Origin of the sequence: Arthrobacter sp. zg-Y20 (genome assembly GCF_030142075.1) — a bacterium.
In the GTDB taxonomy this organism is placed as follows: Bacteria; Actinomycetota; Actinomycetes; order Actinomycetales; family Micrococcaceae; genus Arthrobacter_B.
The window spans coordinates 1,490,934-1,507,649 of sequence record NZ_CP126241.1; the positions used below are offsets into that span (position 1 = coordinate 1,490,934).

Sequence of the window (16,716 nt, forward strand, 5' to 3'; positions counted from 1 at the left end):
GGGGGTGCTCCTTTACTGGGGGCGGGGGAGGTCGGAAAAGGGTGCGCCGGCCACAGGTACCGGTCCTGCAGCGGCCCTGCGCGGGCTTCGTTTGGGAGAGCGTGTCCGCAGGCGGGCGGCGAGGGCGGAAAGGATGCCGTTGAAGACGAGATAAACGAGGGTCACCACGAGGAATGTCTGGATGAGCAGCCCGTTGAAGGCGGAGAGCACCTGACCGCGGTACAACAGCTCCGTGAAGGCGACTATGTATCCGAGCGAGGTGTCCTTGATGAGGCTTACCAACTGCGTCACGAGGGACGGCGTGGCAAAACGCAGTGCCTGCGGCAGGACAACAAGACGGCTTGCCTGCCCCTCCGACATGCCGAGGCTGAGTGCAGCCTCCCGCTGGCCGCGGGGGAGGCCGAGGATCCCGGCACGGATAATCTCCGCAAAGGCAGCCGAGTTGGCGACGGTGAGCGGGATGACCAGCTTCCAGATCAGGGGGAAGTTGAGGCCCAGCTGCGGAAGGCCGAACAGCATCAGGTAGATGAGCAACAGCACGGGTATTGTCCGGGCGGTTTCGATGTAGCCTGCGCAGATCCATCGCACGGGTGCGAAGCGGCTCAGGCGGCCGAGGGCAAGGAGGAGTCCCAGCGTCCCGCCCAGGACGGCAACGAGGGCTCCGGCCTGCAGAGTTCCCCACAGTCCAACGAACAGGTACTGCCAGATGGGCCAGGAGAGGAACGGCGTCCACTTGTCCGGGTGGAGCTGGCCTTTGGAACCGAACTGGATCAGCCCGCTGATAATCACGCCCAGAAGCGCGAAGATTGTGATCACGGACCATATACGTATGTTCCGCCTGGCCTTCGGGCCCGGCTCGTCATAGAGGGACAGGGTCGCCTGCGCCTGCACGCGGGTACGGGCAGCGGACTTGGCAGGTACGGCGGTAGTCATCGGAGAACAGCCACCTTTCGCTCGATACGGCCGGCGCTGAGTCCGATGCAGAGGGCAAGAAGCATGTAGGTCAACCCCGCGGCGGAAAAGATCAGGATGGGCTGTGCCTCAACTAGGTTCAGCTTGTTGGCTGCGGACGTCAGTTCCACCACACCTACGGCAGCGGCCAGCGCTGTGTTCATGGTCAAAGCGATCATCACGTTGCCGATGGGTTGCACGGCCGCCCGCAGTGCCTGCGGCAGGACGACGAGGCCAAGTGTTTGCCGGAGGGTGAAACCCAGGGCGCGGCTGGCCTCTATCTGTCCGTGGCCCACGGTGTTGACTCCGCTTCTGATGGCTTCGGAAACGTATGCAGCTTCATAGGCCGTGAGGACAAGGACGGCCGTTGGGGTGAGCGGCAGGATGAAACCGGCATCCGGCAGCGCGAAGACGGCAAGGATCAGGAGGGCAAGCAGGGGAACATTGACGAAGAACTGCACGTAGGCAAAGGCAGCAGCCCGCAGGGGCGGAATGGGGCTGATCCGGGCGGCGGCCACGAGTGTGCCGAGGATCAGTGCTCCAGCCCCGGCGATGATTGCCATAACAACCGTTGTTCCAAGGGCATGGAGGAAGGCGTCGGCACTGTCGGCAAAGATGTCCATCTATTTCCTTTGAGTATGCGGCGGGCGAATGCCCGGTACGGCGCCCGGCGGCGCTGCCGCGGCGCCCGGCGTGCAGTGACACCGGGCGCCGGGCAGGCGGACTAACTGCCGGGAACGGAACCGATTTCGGGGGCGCTGGGTGCCTCTGCCTCCACGGCTTCGCCGAGCGTGGCATCCCACACCTTGCCCCAGGTCCCGTCGGCCTGGATCTTCTGGAGCCATTCGTTGATGAATGCCTTGAATTCCTCATCGTCGTGCTTCAGGCCGATGCCGTAGGACTCCGTAGTGAAGGGCTGGCCCACCACCTTAATGGAGGTGTCATCTGCACTGTGTGAGGCCAGGAGCGTGAAGTCCTGCACATAGGCGTCCCCGCGGCCCTGCTTGAGTGCCTGCAGTGCCTGCGGATCGGTGCCGAAGGACACCAGGGTGGCCGTCGGCTGCTTTTCGGGTACGGCAGTCACTGCAGGTGTGTTTGCGCCGACAATAACGGTTTTTCCGCCGAGGTCATCGATGCCGTTGATGTCCTTGTTGTCGCCTTTCACGGCAACGGCCAACCCTGATTCCAGATACGGTCCTGCGAAGGAGATCTGCTCGGCACGCTCCTCGGTGATCGTGTAGGTATTGAACACTACGTCGACCGTTCCGTTTTGGAGCAGGGCTTCACGCGTCTCGGACGCCGGCGGGACGATCTTGATATTCGGTTCGCCCAGGATGTAGATAGCCAGCAGTTTCGCGAGATCGGCATCAAATCCTTCGATGCTTTCGGGGTTTGCGGGGTCCTGCTGAGACAGCAGCGGTGCGTCGAGCGCGGCCCCGACGATCAGCGTTCCGCGTTCCTTGATCCGGGCCATGGTGGACTCGGGCAGTATGGCTGCGGCGTCGGCCACGACCGCGTTTGCGTAAACCTCCTCAAGGTTGGAGGGCTGGGTCGAACTGCCGGCTTCGGCTCCGGGGACGGCGGTATCGCCGCCACCGCAAGCCGAAACGCTCAGCAGTGCAGTCAGTGCAAGTACGGCAGGTAGGAGCCGCCGGAAGGGGGATGTGCTGCGCAAGGTGTGGCCTTTCTTCTGATGTGGACGGCAGGCGCCGCTGATAGTTGGTCAGTGAGTAAGGATTCTGGAGAGGAATGCCCGGGCCCGTTCAGAATCCGGACGGGCGAAAAACCGTTCCGGTGAGCCGTGCTCGACGATGCGGCCCTCGTCCATAAAAACAACACGGTCGGCGGCCCGCCGGGCGAAACCCATTTCGTGGGTGACTACCACCATGGTCATTCCTTCTTGGGCGAGGGAGACCATAACGTCCAGCACCTCAGTCACCATTTCGGGGTCCAGGGCCGAGGTTGGTTCGTCGAAAAGCAGAACCTTGGGGCGCATTGCCAGCGCGCGGGCAATAGCTGCGCGCTGTTGCTGTCCGCCCGAAAGCTGGGCCGGATAACTGTCGGCCTTGTCGGCGATGCCAACACGTTCAAGCAGTTCCATTCCGTCTGCCCGGGCCGTCTTCTGGGCAACGCGCCGCACTTTGACAGGTGCGAGCGTGACGTTCTCGAGGATGGTGCGGTGCGCGAACAGATTGAAGGACTGGAAAACCATGCCAACGTCACAGCGGAGCGTCGCAAGCGCCCTGCCCTCTGCCGGCAGGTCCCTGCCGTCCACGAGGATCTGCCCGCTGGTTACCGTCTCCAGCCGGTTGATGCACCGGCAGAGGGTGGACTTGCCGGATCCTGACGGGCCAACCACCACTACCACCTCACCGGTGGCCACGCTCAGGTTTATGTCCTTCAAGACGTGGTGCTCACCGAAGTGTTTCTGCACATCCCTCAGTACCACCATGGCACCCGGCTTATCCGGAGCAACGGGTCCGGGGAGGCCGGAGGAATCATTAACCAGTGCCATCGAGCTGCCTTTTCCTGAACCCGGACCTGCAGCTTTAGCCGGCCGCGGCGCCGTGTTCTGTCGTTGGTGTGACTCACCACACACTATCCGAGGTTTTCCAAAAATAAACCTAAGCGGTAAAAGTTTCACAGATATTTCGATTAACTTTCTATAAACTTGGACTAAGTTAAGAGGGAGCTATCGAAGAGATTGGGAAAACATGGCTGAACGATTGAGCGGAAATGCTGCTGGCCCCTCCCGCACTGTGGACCTGATCGGACTTATCCGAACGGGCCGCGCGGGATCCCGCGCGGAACTGGCAAAAGCCACGGGACTCTCTCCCTCCACGGTGGCAACGCGGATCGACGCTTTGATCGCGCGGGGGCACGTTGCAGAGGTTGGCGAGGGGGAATCACGCGGCGGGCGCCGCCCGCGGCGCCTGGAAATCAGGGCGGATGCCGGGCTGGTGGGTTGTATTGACCTTGGCGTTGACCGCACCTCGTTCGGGGTGGCCGATTTCGCTGGTAACCTCCTCGCTGAACACCATGCGGCCATCGATCTTGCAGCTGGTCCGGAGATTATCCTGACTTCCGCAACGGCCCGGCTCAAAGACATGGTCGCGCAGGCCGAGGCAACGGGATCCGGCCGGCTAAGGGGTGTTTCGGTGGGAGTGCCCGGACCGGTGTCGAGCGCTGATTCCCGCATTGTTGCCCCGTCCCGCATGCCCGGCTGGAACGGGACGAACGCAGCGGAGATTATTCAGCGGGAGCTGGGGGTGCCCGTCATCGTTAATAACGACGCCAATCTCATGGCTGCCGGGGAACTGCTCAACGGCACTGACCCGGTCACCTATCCGCACCAGATTTTCGTCAAAGCCGGCACCGGTATCGGCTGCGGGATCATTGCCGGCGGTGAACTGTACAAGGGCAGTAACGGGTGGGCAGGGGACATCAGCCATGCGGCGGTGCAGGGTGCTCCTGCGGTGCCTTGCTCCTGCGGCCGGACGGGATGCCTGGACGTGCTCGCTTCCGGCACCGCGCTTGTCCGCGAGATGCAGCTGCAGGGCCATGATGTGCAGACGGTGGAGGCGATGATCGACCTCGCCCGCGACGCCCATCCCGCTGCAACCGGACTGCTGCGCGGCGCCGGAGTGATGACCGGCGGTGTCCTCGCAACCAGCATTAATTTCTTTAATCCGAACCGGCTGGTCCTTGGCGGCGTCTTGGCGGGTTCAGCGGTTTTCGTTGCCGCGGTGCGCTCGACCCTCTACTCGGATTGTCCGCCCATGGCCACTGCGGAACTTGTTGTGGAGGTCGCCCGGCATCCCCAAACCGGTGGCCTGCGCGGCGCCGCCCGCGTGATGCTTGATGACATCTTCTCCGGGGAGGAGTTCCGGGCCTGACGCCCGGCGACGCACAGCGGAACTGGTAGGGGCCCCGGAGGCCTGGCTGGGTAGAATGAAATGCGTGAATCCAACCAGTCCCGAAGCAGCCTTTGACTCCTTCCGCACCATCGACCTGCGCGACCGGCACCTGCGCCCCGCGGAGCTCAAGGGTGCCATGCCGCGCGCCGAAACGACGTTCGACGCCGCGTCCGACGCCGTCTCAGCCATCATCACCGACGTCCGTACCCGCGGATTCGCCGCGCTGACGGAACTGGCAGAGCGTTTCGACGGCGTTCAGCAGCACACGGTGCGGGTGCCCGAAACCGCGCTGGACTCAGCGCTGGAGCAGCTGGACCCGGCGGTCCGTACGGCACTGGAAACGGCCATTGAGCGGACCCGGATTTTCGCTGCCGCCCAGCGTCCCGCCGACGCCGAAGTGGAAATCCGCCCCGGTGCCCTCCTGGCCCACAAATGGGTGCCGGTCTCCCGGGTGGGACTGTATGTTCCGGGCGGGCTTGCGGTGTATCCCTCCTCGGTAATCATGAACGTTGTGCCGGCGCAGGCCGCAGGAGTTTCCTCCCTGGCACTGGCCTCGCCGCCGCAGAAGGAATTCGGCGGGCTGCCGCACCCCACCATCCTCGCTGCGGCCAAGCTGCTGGGCATCACCGAGGTCTATGCCGTGGGCGGCGCCCAGGCCATTGCCGCCTTCGCCTACGGGGTGCGGGAGGATGAAAATAATGCCGCCATCCTGCCGGTGGATGTTGTCACCGGCCCGGGCAACGTCTTTGTGGCCACCGCCAAGCGGCTGGTCAAGGGCGTAGTGGGAATCGACTCCGAAGCGGGACCCACGGAAATCATGGTTCTCGCCGACGAAACCGCTGACCCGCGGCTCGTGGCCGCCGACCTGATCAGCCAGGCCGAACACGATCCCAATGCCGGGTCGGTCCTCGTCACGGCGTCCGAATCCCTCGCTGAAAAGGTCCGGGCTGAACTGGACGCCCAGGTCCGGGCCACCAAGCACAGCGACCGTGTGCGCACGGCCCTGTCCGGCCCCCAGTCCGGCGTTATCCTCGTGGACGGGCTGGAGCAGGGCATTGCGGTATGTGACGCCTACGCTGCCGAACACCTGGAAATCCAGACGGCCGATGCCGAAGCCGTGGCCGGCCGAATCCGCAGTGCCGGTGCCATCTTCGTGGGCAACTACAGTCCCGTGAGCCTGGGTGACTACTGCGCCGGGTCCAATCACGTGCTGCCCACCGGCGGCACCGCAGCCTTTTCCTCGGGGCTGAACGTCACCACCTTTATGCGCGCCATCCAGATGATCAACTACAACCGTGAGGCGCTGCAGGAAGTCAGCGGCGACATTGTTGCCCTTTCCCTCGCCGAGGATCTGCCGGCGCACGGGGACGCGGTCACGGTCCGTTTCGAATAACCGCTAACCCTTCGGGATACCCGCAACATGTAGTAGGAGCACCTACTACATGTTGTGGTCCTCCACTTGGTGCTCAGGCAAAGTGCGCCCTATAGTGGGAGCACCATAAGGCGCCTTCCCGAAAGGACGGGACATGTACTGTCCGTTTTGCCGCAACGCCGACTCCCGCGTCGTGGACAGCCGCCTGGCCGACGACGGGTCGGCCATCCGCCGCCGGCGGCAGTGCCCGCAGTGCGGCCGCCGTTTCTCCACGGTGGAAACCACCAGCCTCAGCGTGATCAAGCGTTCCGGCGTAGCCGAACCCTTCAGCCGCAGCAAGGTCATCAACGGCGTGCGCAAAGCCTGCCAGGGCCGTCCGGTCAGCGAGGATGACCTGGCCATGCTGGCCCAGGAAGTGGAGGAATCCATCCGGGCCAGCGGTGTGGCTGAAATCGACGCGAACGGCGTGGGGCTGGCCATCCTCACCCCGCTGCAGAAACTGGACCAGGTGGCGTACCTGCGCTTTGCCAGCGTCTACCAGTCCTTCGACTCGCTGGAAGACTTCGAGACGGCCATTGAAAAACTACGGGCCGAAGCGCAGCAAAACCGCGGGCGGGTCCCGTCCGGCGCGCAGCGCCCGCTGGGCGCCCAGTAGGTCCCGGGCCGGATCCGGCCAGGGGACCCAATAGCTTTAGATGCGAAAAAGCGGCGGAAGGGAGAATCCCTTCCGCCGCTTTTGCGCGCCGTTTTTGTGCGGTGCTGCCGTCCGGCTACTTGATGTACTTGAAGTGCAGGGCCGCCTGCAGGGCGCCGCCCACAATGCCGGCGTTGTTCTTCAGGTTGGCGGTGACCAGCGGGGTGCGCAGGTCCAGCATCGGCAGGAAGTCCTCGCTGCGCTTGGAGATGCCGCCGCCGATCACGAACAGGTCGGGGGAGAAGAGGAACTCCACGTGGGAGAAGTAGCGCTGCAGCCGCTTGGAGTATTCTTCCCAGCTGATGCCGTCCCGTTCGCGGGCGGACGCGGAAGCCTTCGTCTCGGCGTCGTGGCCGTCAATCTCCAGGTGGCCCAGTTCCGCATTGGGGACCAGCACGCCCTTGTAGATCAGCGCCGAGCCGATACCGGTGCCCAGGGTGATCACCAGTACGGTGCCGTCCACTTCGCGGCCGGCACCGTAACGTGCCTCGGCGAGGCCGGCGGCATCGGCGTCGTTCATGACCTGGACATCGCGCCCGAGCGCCTTGGTCAGCAGCGCGTCGACGTCGGTGTCCACCCAGCTCTTGTCGACGTTGGCCGCGGAGCGGGCGATGCCGTGGGAGATGATGGCCGGGAACGTAACGCCCACCGGAACATCGGGGCCGGGTCCCTCCGGGCGGGAGGAGAGCTCGGCGACGATCTGCCCCACAACCCCGGCTACGGCTTCGGGGGTGGCCGGCTGCGGGGTGGGAATGCGGTAGCGTTCGCCAATCAGCTTGCCCTTGGACAGGTCGACAATGCCGCCCTTGATGCCGGTACCGCCGATATCAATTCCGATGACGGCGTCGACGTGCTTGTCGGACTTATGCTTCTTGGCCATGGTTCTCCAGTAGTAGTTCTGAGCTCGGTCTGCGGATTAGGGAAGGGTCAGAACTTCGGCGCCGTCCTCAGTCACGAGCAGGGTGTGCTCGAACTGCGCCGTACGCTTGCGATCCTTGGTCGTAACTGTCCAGTTGTCATCCCACATGTCCCACTCAATGGTTCCGAGCGTGAGCATTGGTTCAATGGTAAACACCATTCCCGGCTCAATCAGCCTGCTGTACGCCGGTGCGGCGTCGTAGTGCGGGATGATCAGGCCGGTGTGGAAGGCTTCGCCGACGCCGTGGCCGGTGAAATCACGGACCACGCCGTAGCCGAAACGCTTGGCATAGGACTCGATGGTACGGCCGATGACATTGATTTCCCGTCCCGGCGCAACGGCCTTGATGGCCCGGCGCAGCGATTCCTGAGTGCGCTCCACCAGCAGGCGGGATTCCTCGTCCACATCGCCCACCAGGAAGGTCCAGTTCGTGTCGCCGTGCACGCCGTCCATGTACGCGGTGATGTCGATGTTGATGATGTCGCCGTCGGCCAGTTCCGTGGTGTCCGGGATGCCGTGGCAGATGACCTCGTTGATGGAGGAGCACAGCGACTTCGGGAACCCCCGGTAACCCAGCGTGGAGGGGTAGGCATGGTGGTCGAGGAGGAATTCGTGCCCCACCCGGTCCAGCTCGTCGGTGGTGACGCCGGGGGCAATGTGCTTGCCGACCTCCACAATGGCCTGCGCCGCCACCTTGGAAGCAATTCGGATCTTCTCGATGGTCTCGGCTGACTTGACCTCGGAACCGGTGAAGGGGGCGGGTGCTTCCTTGTCCACGTATTCGGGACGCGGGATTGACGCGGGAACGCGCAGCCGGGGGCTCACGCTCCCGGGCGACAGGTGTCCAACGGGTGCTGCGGCAAGTTTTTGGGGCATACCATCGATCTTATCGCCAGCGGCTGCGGCCGGGGGACGAGCACACACCAAGCAACAGGAGGACAGCTGATGGCCGATTACTGGTTCAACGTCGTAACGCACGAGGTGGAGGAAGGCCCGCAGTCGGACTGGACGAAGCTGCTGGGGCCCTACCCTACCCGCGAAGAGGCCGAACTGGCGCTCCAGAAGGTCCAGGCCCGGAACAAGGCCTGGGACTCGGACGAGGACAACTAGCTAGAAGCTGTGCTCCGGGCCGGGGAAGGAACCGCTGCGTACTTCGTCGGCGTATTCCTTCGCCGCCCGGGACAGCTCGCTGCGCAGGTCGGCAAAGGCCTTGACGAACCGCGGCTGCTTTCCGCCGCGCAGCCCGGCCATGTCCTGCCAGACCAGCACCTGCCCGGTGGTGGCATTGCCCGCCCCGATGCCGATGGTCGGCACGCGCACCGCGGCGTCGACCTCGGCGGCCACATCCGCGGGCACCATCTCCATCAGCACGCAGAACGCGCCGGCCTCTGCCAGGGCCACGGCGTCCTGCACGACGGCGGCACCGGCTTCTCCGCGTCCCTGCACCTTGTAGCCGCCAAGGGCATGCTCGGCCTGCGGCGTGAAGCCGACATGGGCCATCACGGGGATGCCGGCGGCGGTCATGGCGCGCACATGGTCAACGTAGTGCCGGCCGCCTTCCATCTTGACGGCGTGCACCAGCCCCTCCTTCATCAGCCGCACGGAGGACTCGATGGCCTGTGCGGGGGAGACTTCGTAGGAGCCGAAAGGCAGGTCGCAGACCACCAGGGAGTGCTTGGCGCCGGCGGTGACGGAGCGGGCGAAAACAATCATCTCGTCCAAGGTGATGGGCAGGGTGGTGGCGTGTCCCATCACGTTGTTCGCAGCGGAGTCGCCCACCAGCAGGACTTCGATGCCGGCTTCATCGAAGATGCCTGCGGCGTACTGGTCATAGGCGGTCAGCATGGCGAACCTGCCGCCGTTGTCCTTGAGCTGCTGCAGGTGGGAGATGCGGATCTTCTTCAGCGGCGGTGCCGCGGGAGCTGAAGGGTCCGCGGGTGCGGCGGCGTACGGGGAAGGCTGTTCGGCACTGGTCATTACTTGAGCCTACTAAAGAACGGCCGCCGCGAACCGGCCCGCGGGTATCCGCCCGGCGTAACGCAACGGCCGCATACGCACCGCTGCGGCCCAAACCGCGCGCACGTAGGTAGAGTGAAGAAAGTTTCACATGCCCCTGAGCAGGTACAGAAAGAAGGTAAGGATGAACCGCCAGCAGGAATTCGTTCTGCGCACCATTGAAGAGCGCGATGTCCGGTTTGTGCGGTTGTGGTTTACCGACGTCGTGGGCTCGCTGAAGTCCGTGGCGCTGGCGCCTGCGGAAGTGGAAGGCGCCTTCGAGGAAGGCCTGGGCTTCGACGGCTCCTCGATCGAGGGCCTGGCACGCATCTTCGAGTCCGACATGCTGGCCCAGCCGGACCCTTCCACCTTCCAGATCCTGCCCTGGCGCGGCGACGAGGAGCAGACATCGCGGATGTTCTGCGACATCCTGACGCCGGACGGCCAGCCCTCCGCCGCGGATCCGCGCAACGTCCTGAAGCGCCAGCTCGCCAAAGCCGCCGACATGGGCTTCACCTGCTACACCCATCCGGAAATCGAGTTCTACCTGCTCAAGTCGGACCAGCTGGATGAAAACGGCGAGCCGGTTCCCGTGGACCGGGCCGGCTACTTCGACCACGTGCCCGGCGGCGTTGCCCAGGACTTCCGCCGCACCGCTGTGTCCATGCTCGAAGCCGTGGGCATCTCGGTGGAATTCAGCCACCACGAAGCCGGCCCCGGCCAGAATGAGATCGACCTGCGCTACGCCGATGCCCTGCAGACCGCGGACAACATCATGACCTTCCGCACGGTCGTCAAGGAAGTGGCGCTGATGACCGACTGCTACGCCAGCTTCATGCCCAAGCCCTTCTCGCACCACCCGGGCTCCGGCATGCACACGCACTTCTCGCTCTTCGAAGGCGATTCCAACGCCTTCTTCGAAGCCGGCGCCGAGTTCCAGCTGTCCAAGACTGCCCGCCAGTTCATGGCCGGTATCCTGCGCCATGCTCCGGAATTCACTGCGGTCACCAACCAGTTCGTAAATTCCTACAAGCGGCTCTGGGGCGGCGGGGAAGCACCCAGCTACCTTTCCTGGGGCCACAACAACCGCTCGGCGCTGCTGCGCGTGCCCCTCTACAAGCCGAACAAGGGGCAGTCCGCCCGCATCGAATACCGCGGCATCGACTCCGCCGCCAACCCGTACCTGTCCTACGCCGTGCTGCTTGGTGCCGGCCTGAAGGGCATCGAAGAGGGCTACGAGCTGCCGCCGGGCGCCGAAGACGACATTGAGAGCCTGAGCGCCGCGGAACGGCGCGCCATGGGCCACGACCCGCTGCCGGCGTCGCTGCATGATGCCGTGCGCGTTATGGAGGAATCCGAACTGGTAGCGGACATTCTCGGCGAGCAGGTCTTCGAGAATTTCCTGCGCAACAAGCGGGCGGACTGGAACGAGTACCGCCAGCACGTGACCCGGTTCGAGCTGCAGAAAAACCTGGGCATCCTTTAGGCGAAGGCACGGTACTACCCATGAGCCTGTCCCGGCGGATGATCGCCACGGGGTTCCACGACCTGGAGAAGAGCACCCGTTTCCTGGCCGCGCCCGAACTTGCCCCGGTGGATGAGGACGCACTGTTTGCCGGGTTCAACTTCTCGGCGGACCCGGACCTGGCGCTGCAGTCGCTGGTGCGGCTGATTGGCCGTGCACCGGAACTGGTGGACCTGGTCAACGCCGGTGCCGAAGAGAGCGAAGCGCTGTTCCGCCTGCTCGGCGCGTCCGAGGCCCTGGCGGAGTTCCTGATGCGCCATCCCGGTGACGTCGGGGTGCTGCAGCGCCAGCTGCGTGCCGAGCCCGGCAGTACCGACGGGGCGGCGCTGCGCGCCTCGCTGCTGGACGCCGTACACGCCGGCAGCGGAGCAGCCCCCGTGGCCGGGGTTACGGGCGCCGATGCCTACGTGGAGCTGCGCGCCCGGTACCGCCGGCACGTGCTGGACCTGGCCGTCCGCGACCTCGGGGCGGCGTCGCCCACGGACTACCTCCCGGCGGCCGGCCGCGAACTGGCCGACCTCGCCGGTGCGGCACTGGAAGCTGCCTTAGCTGTCTCCCGCGCGGAACTTGCGGCCAGCTACCCGGCCGAGGATATTGCTGCCGTAAAGCTGGCGGTGATCGGCATGGGCAAAGCGGGAGCACGGGAGCTGAACTACATCTCCGACGTGGACGTGATCTACGTGATCGACGGCGACAGGCTGGACGAGCAGCGCGCCTCGGCCATCGGCACGGCACTGGCCGCCGGCATCTCCCGGGCCATTAATGCCTCCGCACCTGAGCCGCCGCTCTGGGAAGTGGACACGAACCTGCGGCCCGAGGGGAAGGACGGGCCCCTGGTCCGAACCCTGGATTCGCACTTGAACTACTACCAGCGGTGGGCGCACAGCTGGGAGTTCCAGGCCCTGCTGAAGGCCCGTGCCATGGCCGGGGATGGGGAGCTGGGACGCCGCTATGAGGAAGCGGTTGCACCCCTGATCTGGAGCAGCTCCGAACGGGACGGGTTTGTGGAATCGGTCCAGGCCATGCGCCGCCGGGTCACCCAGAACATTCCAGCCCACGAGGAGTCCCGGCAGCTGAAGCTGGGCAGCGGCGGGCTGCGCGACGTCGAATTCACCGTCCAGCTGCTGCAGTTGGTGCACGGACGCGTCGACGAGTCGCTGCGGGTGCGCGGTACTACGGCGGCCATTGCCGCCCTGAGCGACGCCGGGTACATCGGCCGCACCGACGCCCGGGCACTGGACGAGTCCTACCGCTACCTGCGGGTACTCGAACACCGGATCCAGATGGTGCATATGCGCCGCACGCACCTGATGCCCGAAAGCGACACCGCCCTGCGCGCCCTGGCGAAGGCCAGCGCCGGATCGCTGACTGCGGAGCGCCCCAGCGCAGACCGCCTGCGTGAGCAGTGGATGCGCACCAAACGGCTGGTCCGGCAGCTGCATGAGAGCATCTTCTACCGTCCGCTGCTGAGCACCGCAGCGAACCTCAGCGCCGATGAGGTCCGGCTAAGCCCCGAAGCCGCGCAGGCCCGCCTGGCCGCGCTCGGATATGCCGATCCCCGCGGAGCCATGCGCCACATTGAAGCCCTGACCGTGGGGGTAAGCCGCCGCGCAGCCCTCCAGCGGCAGCTGCTGCCGGTGCTGCTGGCCTGGCTGGCCGACGGCGTGGATCCCGACGCCGGGCTGCTGGGGTTCCGGCGGCTCAGCGAGAACCTGGGGGACACCCACTGGTACCTGGGCATGCTGCGGGACTCCTCGGCGGCGGGGGAGCGGTTGTGCTCCATCCTGTCCTCCAGCCGGTTCATCACGGACCTGCTGGAAGTTTCCCCCGAGGCCACCGCCTGGCTCGGCTCCGACAAGGACCTGGTCCCCGTCCCCTTCGACACGCAGTGGCAGGAAATCCAGTCCAAAATGTCCCGCCATCCCCGGCCGGCGGAGGCCATGCGGCTGATCCGGCTGATCCGCCGCCGGGAAATGCTGCGCATTGCGGTGGCCGACAGCGCCGGACTGCTCAGCCAGCAGGAGGTGGGACAGGCGCTGGCCGACGCCGACCGGGCTGCTGTCCTCGGCGCCCTAAACGTTGCGGAGGGGGAAGTCTTCGGCAGCAGCGGCAAACTTACGGACATGCTGGTGGTGGCAATGGGCCGGCAGGGCGGCCGCGAAATCGGCTACGGCTCGGATGCGGACGTCATGTACGTGCACCGGCCCCTGGCCGGGGCTGATCCGGCGGCGGCGCAGGCCCAGGCCGAAAAAATCGTGTCCTCCATTTCGACCTTCCTGCAGCAGCCCTGCACCCCGGCCATCCTGGCCGAACGCACCCTGGTGCTGGATGCCGGGCTGCGGCCCGAAGGGCGGCAGGGTCCGCTGGTGCGCAGCCTGGAATCCTACCGCGGCTACTACGAGCGGTGGTCCCTGGCCTGGGAAGCGCAGGCCCTGCTGCGGGCCCGTCCCATGGCCGGCAGCGACGCCCTCGCCGAAGATTTCATGGCGCTGATTGACCCGGTGCGCTACCCCGGCGAGGTTACCGACAAGGATGTGCGCGAGATCCGGCGCATCAAGGCCCGGGTCGAGGCAGAACGGCTGCCCCGCGGTGCCGACCCCTCCCGGCAGCTCAAGCTGGGCCGGGGCGGGCTGAGCGACGTGGAGTGGCTGGTGCAGCTGCTGCAGCTCCAGCACGCCCACCGGATCCCGGAACTGCGCGTCACGGCGACCATACCGGCACTGGACGCGATCGAGGCCGCGAAGCTGCTTCCTGCTGCCGACGTCGAGACACTGCGGCACGCCTGGCTGCTCGCCAGCCGGATCCGAAGCGCAAACGTTATCCGAGGCGGCCGCAACGCCGATGTCCTGCCTTCGTCCCGCCGGGAACTGGATGCCGTGGCCCGCTGGTGCGGCTACGGCGCAGGTCAGGGCGGGGTCCTGGAGGAGGATTACCTGCGCGACACCCGGCATGCGCGGGCCGTTTTCGAACGGTATTTCTACGGCTACGGGACGTAGCTCACGTTTCTACGGGCCGTTCCGGTTCGTTGCATTGCCACTGCTCTAGGTAGTCTCTATGGGGGCATTTGCGGCGCCAGCCGCAGTGAAAGAGCTAGGAGACGTTAACTTTGCTTAGTGGCAAACGGGCCTTTAAGGGCCCGGCTAAACTGGCCGTACCGCTGACCGCATTCCTCGCAACCCTGGCTTTGCTGCTGGGTGTACCTGCGGCCGGGGCTTTCGCAGCGGACGGCGTGGAGGATAAATCCTTCATCGTCGGCACCGACACCACCTTCGCGCCGTTCGAGTTCCGCCAGGACGGCGAACTCGTGGGCATCGACATGGACCTTATGAACGCCATCGCCGAGGAAGAGGGTTTCGGCGTCGAAATCCAGTCCCTGGGCTTTGACGCTGCACTGCAGTCACTGCAGTCCAACCAGGTGGACGGCGTCATTGCGGGCATGTCCATCACCGACGAACGCCGCAAGGTCTTCGACTTCTCGGACCCGTATTTTGAGTCCGGCATCCAGATGGCTGTTGCCGAGAACAATGATGACGTCAAGGGCTATGAGGATCTGCGCGGCAAGCGTGTTGCCGTTAAGACCGGCACCGAGGGCCAGACGTTCGCAGAGTCCATTAAGGGCAAATACGGCTTCGAAGTGGTTGCCTTTGCGCAGTCCGCGCAGATGTACGACGACGTCAAAGCCGGCGGTTCCGTTGCCGTGTTCGATGACTACCCGGTGCTTGCCTACGGCGTGAAGTCCGGCAACGGGCTGAAAACCGTCACGGAGAAGGAAGCCGGCAGCTCCTACGGCTTTGCCGTTAACAAGGGCACCAACGCCGAACTCCTTGCGGCCTTCAACGAGGGCCTCGCCGAGCTGAAGGCGAGCGGGGAGTACCAGGAAATCCTGGACACCTATCTTGAGGCAGGCGCCGCGGATTCCAGCTTCTGGGCCCTGGTCACGGACAACGCTCCGGCCTTCGCCAAGGGGCTGGGCCTGACCCTGCTGGCCACCGCACTGTCCCTGTTCTTCGCGCTGATCCTGGGTGTCTTTTTCGGCTTCCTGAAGGTCGGCAACTACAAGGTCCTGCGCGGCATCGCCACCATCTACGTGAGCATCTTCCGAGGCACTCCCGTTCTGGTCCAGGCGTTCTTCTTCTACTTCGGCCTGCCGCAGATCATCGACCGTCCCGTGGATGTCCTGACTGCCGGCGTGTTGACGCTGAGCCTGAACGCCGGTGCCTACATGACGGAGATTGTGCGTGGCGGCATCCAGTCCGTGGACCCGGGCCAGATGGAAGCGGCCCGCAGCCTGGGGCTGGGCTACGTGAAGACCATGCAGAAGGTCATCATTCCGCAGGCCATCAAGATCATGACGCCGTCCTTCATCAACCAGTTCGTCATCACGCTGAAGGACACGTCGCTGCTGGCCGTCATCGGCTTCGCGGAGTTGACCTACCAGGGCCAGCAGGTTTACGCCGTGAACTTCCGCACCGCGGAGGTCCTCCTCATTGTGGCTGCGCTGTACTTCATCGTCATTACGGCGCTGACCAAGCTGGCTGACGTCTTGGATAAGAGGTTTAACAAGTGAGCAAGATCGAAACCATCGGGCTGCGGAAGTCCTACGGCTCCAACGAGGTGCTCAAGGGCCTGGACGTGGCTGTGGCCGAGGGCGAAGTAGTATGCGTCATCGGTCCCTCCGGCTCCGGCAAGTCCACGTTCCTGCGCTGCCTGAACAAGCTGGAAGACATCACCGGCGGCACGGTCTCGGTCAACGGCGTCAACCTGACCGATCCGAAGGTGGACCTGAACTCGGTCCGCCAGCACATCGGCATGGTTTTCCAGCACTTCAACCTGTTCCCGCACATGACCGTGCTGGAAAACATCATGCTGGCCCCGGTGCAGCTGAAGAAGGCATCCAAGGCCGAGGTCCGCAAGACCGCCCTTGCCCTGCTGGACCGGGTGGGCCTGGCAGACAAGGCCAACGCCCGCCCCGCACAGCTTTCCGGCGGCCAGAAGCAGCGCGTGGCCATTGCCCGTGCGCTGGCCATGAAGCCGGACATCATGCTCTTCGACGAGGCCACCTCGGCCCTTGACCCGGAGATGGTGGGCGAGGTGCTGCAGGTTATCCGTGACCTGGCCAAGCAGGGCATGACCATGGTGGTGGTCACCCACGAAATGGGCTTTGCCCGCGAAGTGGCGGACCGCGTGATCTTTATGGCCGACGGGCACATCGTGGAGGAAAACGTCCCCGACCAGCTCTTCGGCAGCCCGCAGGCACCCCGCCTGCAGGACTTCCTGGCAAAGGTGCTCTAGCCCGAGCCCAGCTGTGCCCGCAGTGGCCGCCTGCCGTTGTTCGTTATGCTT

General features: G+C 65.0%; 15 protein-coding genes. 8 read left to right on the top strand and 7 right to left on the bottom strand.

All coding sequences use genetic code 11. The annotated features are described in order from the left end of the window. Positions 1-12 precede the first annotated feature (12 nt). The 4 genes from QNO06_RS07150 to QNO06_RS07165 all read right to left on the bottom strand — a co-directional run bounded on the left by QNO06_RS07150 (position 13) and on the right by QNO06_RS07165 (position 3,403). Complete coding sequence (locus tag QNO06_RS07150) at positions 13-933, bottom strand: amino acid ABC transporter permease (RefSeq protein ID WP_227910866.1); 921 nt, start codon at positions 931-933, stop codon at positions 13-15. Continuing rightward, on the bottom strand, positions 930-1,574 hold the full coding sequence (locus tag QNO06_RS07155; protein ID WP_227910867.1) for an amino acid ABC transporter permease: 645 nt from the start codon (positions 1,572-1,574) through the stop codon (positions 930-932). The genes QNO06_RS07150 and QNO06_RS07155 overlap by 4 nt, the downstream gene beginning before the upstream one ends. 101 nt (positions 1,575-1,675) lie before the next feature. Beyond that, positions 1,676-2,626: a glutamate ABC transporter substrate-binding protein gene (locus tag QNO06_RS07160; protein WP_227910868.1), complete on the bottom strand. Its 951-nt coding sequence runs from the start codon at positions 2,624-2,626 to the stop codon at positions 1,676-1,678. A gap of 48 nt (positions 2,627-2,674) precedes the next feature. Then, the gene (locus QNO06_RS07165; RefSeq protein WP_227911123.1) at positions 2,675-3,403 is read right to left on the bottom strand and encodes an amino acid ABC transporter ATP-binding protein; all 729 of its coding nucleotides are present in this window, start codon (positions 3,401-3,403) and stop codon (positions 2,675-2,677) included. 262 nt (positions 3,404-3,665) lie between these two features. Between QNO06_RS07165 and QNO06_RS07170 the strand changes: the two genes are divergently transcribed. The 3 genes from QNO06_RS07170 (at position 3,666) to nrdR (ending at position 6,895) form a co-directional block, all read left to right on the top strand. Beyond that, a complete protein-coding gene (locus tag QNO06_RS07170) occupies positions 3,666-4,847 on the top strand; it encodes an ROK family transcriptional regulator (protein ID WP_227910869.1) in 1,182 nt (393 codons plus the stop codon). A gap of 55 nt (positions 4,848-4,902) precedes the next feature. Further along, positions 4,903-6,261, top strand: coding sequence for a histidinol dehydrogenase (hisD, locus tag QNO06_RS07175; RefSeq protein WP_442860124.1), 1,359 nt, complete (start codon positions 4,903-4,905; stop codon positions 6,259-6,261). A gap of 133 nt (positions 6,262-6,394) precedes the next feature. Then, positions 6,395-6,895 (top strand): transcriptional regulator NrdR, encoded by a 501-nt coding sequence (gene nrdR, locus QNO06_RS07180; RefSeq protein WP_227910871.1) that lies wholly within the window; start codon positions 6,395-6,397, stop codon positions 6,893-6,895. Positions 6,896-7,010: 115 nt separating this feature from the next. Here nrdR and ppgK read toward each other — a convergent pair whose 3' ends face one another. Together ppgK and map are read right to left on the bottom strand one after the other, a co-directional pair. After that, positions 7,011-7,814: a polyphosphate--glucose phosphotransferase gene (gene ppgK / locus QNO06_RS07185; RefSeq protein WP_227910872.1), complete on the bottom strand. Its 804-nt coding sequence runs from the start codon at positions 7,812-7,814 to the stop codon at positions 7,011-7,013. Positions 7,815-7,850: 36 nt separating this feature from the next. Beyond that, complete coding sequence (gene map / locus QNO06_RS07190) at positions 7,851-8,729, bottom strand: type I methionyl aminopeptidase (RefSeq protein ID WP_227910873.1); 879 nt, start codon at positions 8,727-8,729, stop codon at positions 7,851-7,853. A 69-nt stretch (positions 8,730-8,798) separates the two neighbouring features. On the opposite strand from map, the gene QNO06_RS07195 reads away from it, so the two are divergent. Beyond that, positions 8,799-8,963, top strand: coding sequence for an SPOR domain-containing protein (locus QNO06_RS07195; protein ID WP_227910874.1), 165 nt, complete (start codon positions 8,799-8,801; stop codon positions 8,961-8,963). On the opposite strand, the gene panB is transcribed toward QNO06_RS07195, so the two are convergent. Continuing rightward, positions 8,964-9,830: a 3-methyl-2-oxobutanoate hydroxymethyltransferase gene (gene panB, locus QNO06_RS07200; protein WP_227910875.1), complete on the bottom strand. Its 867-nt coding sequence runs from the start codon at positions 9,828-9,830 to the stop codon at positions 8,964-8,966. 163 nt (positions 9,831-9,993) lie between these two features. Between panB and QNO06_RS07205 the strand changes: the two genes are divergently transcribed. From QNO06_RS07205 to QNO06_RS07220, 4 genes are all read left to right on the top strand, one after another. Continuing rightward, positions 9,994-11,334: a glutamine synthetase family protein gene (locus tag QNO06_RS07205; RefSeq protein ID WP_227910876.1), complete on the top strand. Its 1,341-nt coding sequence runs from the start codon at positions 9,994-9,996 to the stop codon at positions 11,332-11,334. Positions 11,335-11,354: 20 nt separating this feature from the next. Beyond that, complete coding sequence (locus QNO06_RS07210) at positions 11,355-14,369, top strand: bifunctional [glutamine synthetase] adenylyltransferase/[glutamine synthetase]-adenylyl-L-tyrosine phosphorylase (RefSeq protein ID WP_227910877.1); 3,015 nt, start codon at positions 11,355-11,357, stop codon at positions 14,367-14,369. Between the two features lie 110 nt (positions 14,370-14,479). After that, positions 14,480-15,940, top strand: a complete 1,461-nt coding sequence (locus QNO06_RS07215; RefSeq protein WP_227910878.1) for an amino acid ABC transporter substrate-binding protein/permease — start codon at positions 14,480-14,482, stop codon at positions 15,938-15,940. Beyond that, positions 15,937-16,665, top strand: a complete 729-nt coding sequence (locus QNO06_RS07220; protein WP_227910879.1) for an amino acid ABC transporter ATP-binding protein — start codon at positions 15,937-15,939, stop codon at positions 16,663-16,665. Before QNO06_RS07215 ends, QNO06_RS07220 begins: the two co-directional genes overlap by 4 nt. Positions 16,666-16,716 lie beyond the last annotated feature (51 nt).

Bases quoted from the DNA above. Each gene is read 5' to 3' on its own strand.
- QNO06_RS07150 (WP_227910866.1), bottom strand. From the start codon at position 933: ATGACTACCGCCGTACCTGCCAAGTCCGCTGCCCGTACCCGCGTGCAG.
- QNO06_RS07155 (WP_227910867.1), bottom strand. From the start codon at position 1,574: ATGGACATCTTTGCCGACAGTGCCGACGCCTTCCTCCATGCCCTTGGA.
- QNO06_RS07165 (WP_227911123.1), bottom strand. From the start codon at position 3,403: ATGGTGGTACTGAGGGATGTGCAGAAACACTTCGGTGAGCACCACGTC.
- QNO06_RS07170 (WP_227910869.1), top strand. From the start codon at position 3,666: ATGGCTGAACGATTGAGCGGAAATGCTGCTGGCCCCTCCCGCACTGTG.
- hisD (WP_442860124.1), top strand. From the start codon at position 4,903: ATGAAATGCGTGAATCCAACCAGTCCCGAAGCAGCCTTTGACTCCTTC.
- nrdR (WP_227910871.1), top strand. From the start codon at position 6,395: ATGTACTGTCCGTTTTGCCGCAACGCCGACTCCCGCGTCGTGGACAGC.
- ppgK (WP_227910872.1), bottom strand. From the start codon at position 7,814: ATGGCCAAGAAGCATAAGTCCGACAAGCACGTCGACGCCGTCATCGGA.
- map (WP_227910873.1), bottom strand. From the start codon at position 8,729: ATGCCCCAAAAACTTGCCGCAGCACCCGTTGGACACCTGTCGCCCGGG.
- QNO06_RS07195 (WP_227910874.1), top strand. From the start codon at position 8,799: ATGGCCGATTACTGGTTCAACGTCGTAACGCACGAGGTGGAGGAAGGC.
- panB (WP_227910875.1), bottom strand. From the start codon at position 9,830: ATGACCAGTGCCGAACAGCCTTCCCCGTACGCCGCCGCACCCGCGGAC.
- QNO06_RS07205 (WP_227910876.1), top strand. From the start codon at position 9,994: ATGAACCGCCAGCAGGAATTCGTTCTGCGCACCATTGAAGAGCGCGAT.
- QNO06_RS07210 (WP_227910877.1), top strand. From the start codon at position 11,355: ATGAGCCTGTCCCGGCGGATGATCGCCACGGGGTTCCACGACCTGGAG.